General features: G+C 37.1%; 3 protein-coding genes and 3 pseudogenes. All 6 read right to left on the bottom strand.

The features are described from left to right. Window positions 1-278: 278 nt before the first annotated feature. A pseudogene (locus AACQ38_RS23575) lies at window positions 279-701 on the bottom strand (DUF6386 family protein); the annotation flags it as partial. A gap of 34 nt (window positions 702-735) precedes the next feature. Continuing rightward, window positions 736-1,197: a hypothetical protein gene (locus AACQ38_RS24260; protein ID WP_445260641.1), complete on the bottom strand. Its 462-nt coding sequence runs from the start codon at window positions 1,195-1,197 to the stop codon at window positions 736-738. Window positions 1,198-1,408: 211 nt separating this feature from the next. Further along, window positions 1,409-1,861, bottom strand: a complete 453-nt coding sequence (locus AACQ38_RS23565; protein ID WP_165579221.1) for an SMI1/KNR4 family protein — start codon at window positions 1,859-1,861, stop codon at window positions 1,409-1,411. A gap of 11 nt (window positions 1,862-1,872) precedes the next feature. After that, a pseudogene (locus tag AACQ38_RS23560) lies at window positions 1,873-2,115 on the bottom strand (HNH/ENDO VII family nuclease); the annotation flags it as partial. A 63-nt stretch (window positions 2,116-2,178) separates the two neighbouring features. Next, a pseudogene (locus AACQ38_RS23555) lies at window positions 2,179-2,445 on the bottom strand (RHS repeat-associated core domain-containing protein); the annotation flags it as partial. Further along, a partial coding sequence (locus AACQ38_RS23550; protein WP_207631977.1) for a hypothetical protein occupies window positions 2,346-2,569 on the bottom strand: 224 nt, incomplete at its 5' end. The pseudogene AACQ38_RS23555 and the gene AACQ38_RS23550, both read right to left, overlap by 100 nt.

Raw genomic sequence — 2,569 nt, 5'->3', positions numbered from 1 at the left:
TTTTTTAAAATCATATTTTCTTCATGTGGATGAAAAGCATCATTAAGAATCATTCCAATCATATTGTCCTGCTCATGGATAAAGAAAATTTCATTTTCTAAGAAATATAACCTTGACAATAAACTGGATTTTTTTGAGACGGAATTAAACCATTGGATTCATTCTCTTATAAATATACTATCGATAAGCTCCAGTCGGCACTGGCATACTGTGGGTATGCGCCACGGTAGATCATTAATCAGGGCAGAAGATCTGTAAGATCTTCTGCCCTACTTGAATTAACCTAATCTAATAGGCTCCTGAAGGTTATTTGAAAAATACTGACTTTTTATAAATGATATCTGTATGTTGTTTTCATTTTTCTTTAATAAGATCAGATAATTTCCTTTTTCTAAAGATATCTTCTTTCCTGAAATATATTCTGAATCATCAGGTTCTAAATCTCCTCCTGTGGTATCTTCCCCGGCACCAATGAATATTTTTCCCGATGGTGCCTTTATGTTCAAACTAATATCTGGCTGTTCAATATTATCAATAATTTCAATTACATAATCGCCATCATCTCTTAAGCCAAAAAAAGCAATATTGCCTTCATTTACTTCTTTTAATTCATCGTCTGGAATACTCCACCAATCAGGAGTATCTGTTATTCTGTGTTTTATTGCTTGTAAATCAAATATAGCTAAAGTTGCTGTATCCGTTGTGAAAAAAAAGAATCGTTCATTGAAATCATCCTCAAATGAATATTATTTCACTAATTTTATCGCCAGCTTTTAATCCTGCTTTCCTGCCAGCATTTTTTAAAGAGCTACCAACACTTTTATTAATGGACTCATTGAGCATTTTTAGCCTTTGTGTTGCAGAACGACCTACTATAAGGTCTACTGGATGGTCAGCATTAAGTTTTGATAGATCAGGAGCCTTATTGAACATTCTTTCATAGCGTTCTGCCACTGCTTTTCTATAAGAATTTTGTAAAGATGAAATCCTTACATCATGTGTGCCTGGAGACCAAACTAATTCACCTCGTTTAGCTGCTCTGCTTAATGCATTTTGTTTTATCCTAAATTCTCTCTCAAGAAACTTCCGTTCTGCATCAGATAAGTTAGGGTTGCTTAAAATCTTTGGCTTATTAACCGTTAATGTCGAACACCCCGCTAGCCCCAGCGGATCAATCCATCCGGTCGGATTTTGCACATAGCTATAGGTATTCTCACCACCCCAGAGGCCCGTAGGATCGGCACAGAGGTATTGCCCGATCTCGTTATCGTAATACCTAAAACGATTATAGAGAGTGGATTAGCTAACTGAATGAACAATCCCTTTTAGACAGGCATTTAATGAGATCATTATTCAGTAATAGAATGCCGGAAAGATGCTGTAATCTTTCCGGCCTATTTCTATAAGGTTACTGTGTCCTTAATTTAACGTATTCTTCAAAAAAATCTGTGAAATTAGAAGATAAAATGCCATCTACTTTTCTATCAAATAAATTATAATTCACTACTTTTCCAAAGTTACTTTCAGAAGTATCTATGCACCAACAGATATCGTCATCGTAGAAATATATTACTACTAATTTCTCAGGTAAAGAAAATTCGGATCTACAATAAATAGTATCGTAATATATATTTCCACCATAATCAATTAAGGCATCATTATTTTCTATTCCAGATAATTCCTGGTCAACTACACCACCACCACCAACCTTATTTAGGAATATTTTGAAATCCTCTGGCAATTTTGCACATAATGCTTCCTCTAATATAGTAATTTGCTCCTGATCAGCACCACCTAACCAGTCAACCTCGTGTTTTTCTGATGAAGATAATTCTTTGATTAATAACTCTATTTTATTCATAATGCAAAGCCTTATTTAAAGTCTTCTGCCCTCAGTTTCCAGTAATTTTTCCTGAAAGTATCATATTGTGAAGCAAGATTCCCATTTCGTCTAAAACTTTTCCCATTTTCAATTAATCCATGTAATGGCTTATGGTATTTTTTGTGGGTTGAGGCCACAATTTCAACCATTGGACCAGGTTCCTGTCCAATAACATGATGCAAGTTTATTTGTTTCCCATCAGGGCCGATAGGTGCATAACCATTTTGCATCAGATCACGGTTAGTCCATCCATTAGCTAATCTTTTACGAATAGCAGGGTGCACACTATTATGAACAAATTCAGGAGCGCCGGGATTTATATCTTGTGTATTTTTATAGACTTTCCTACCCAAAACTTCTTCAGGTTGATATTTAGCCCCCGGGCACCCCGCTAACCCCAGAGGATCTATCCAATTGACCGGATCATGGACATACCCGTACGGGTTAATGCCACCACTAAGATTCAAAGGATCCGGCGATAAGTACTGGCCTGTATCACTCTCGTAATAACGGTGCCGATTATAAAATAAACCGCTTTCTTCGTCTTCATACTGACCGGCGAAGGGGCATCATCTCCGAGGCAGTCATACCCGTTGGGCAGAGCCAGCCCGCGCAGGGCATGGCTTTCACAAGGAAGCATTGCGACCATTTTGTCCCCGCCACTTTTTTTTCCCCGACGTGCCTTTT

Origin of the sequence: Photorhabdus sp. RW14-46 (assembly GCF_963887965.1) — a bacterium.
GTDB lineage: Bacteria > Pseudomonadota > Gammaproteobacteria > Enterobacterales > Enterobacteriaceae > Photorhabdus > Photorhabdus laumondii.
The sequence above is the reverse complement of the archived record's forward strand: the minus strand, read 5'-3'. Positions and strand labels throughout refer to the sequence as shown.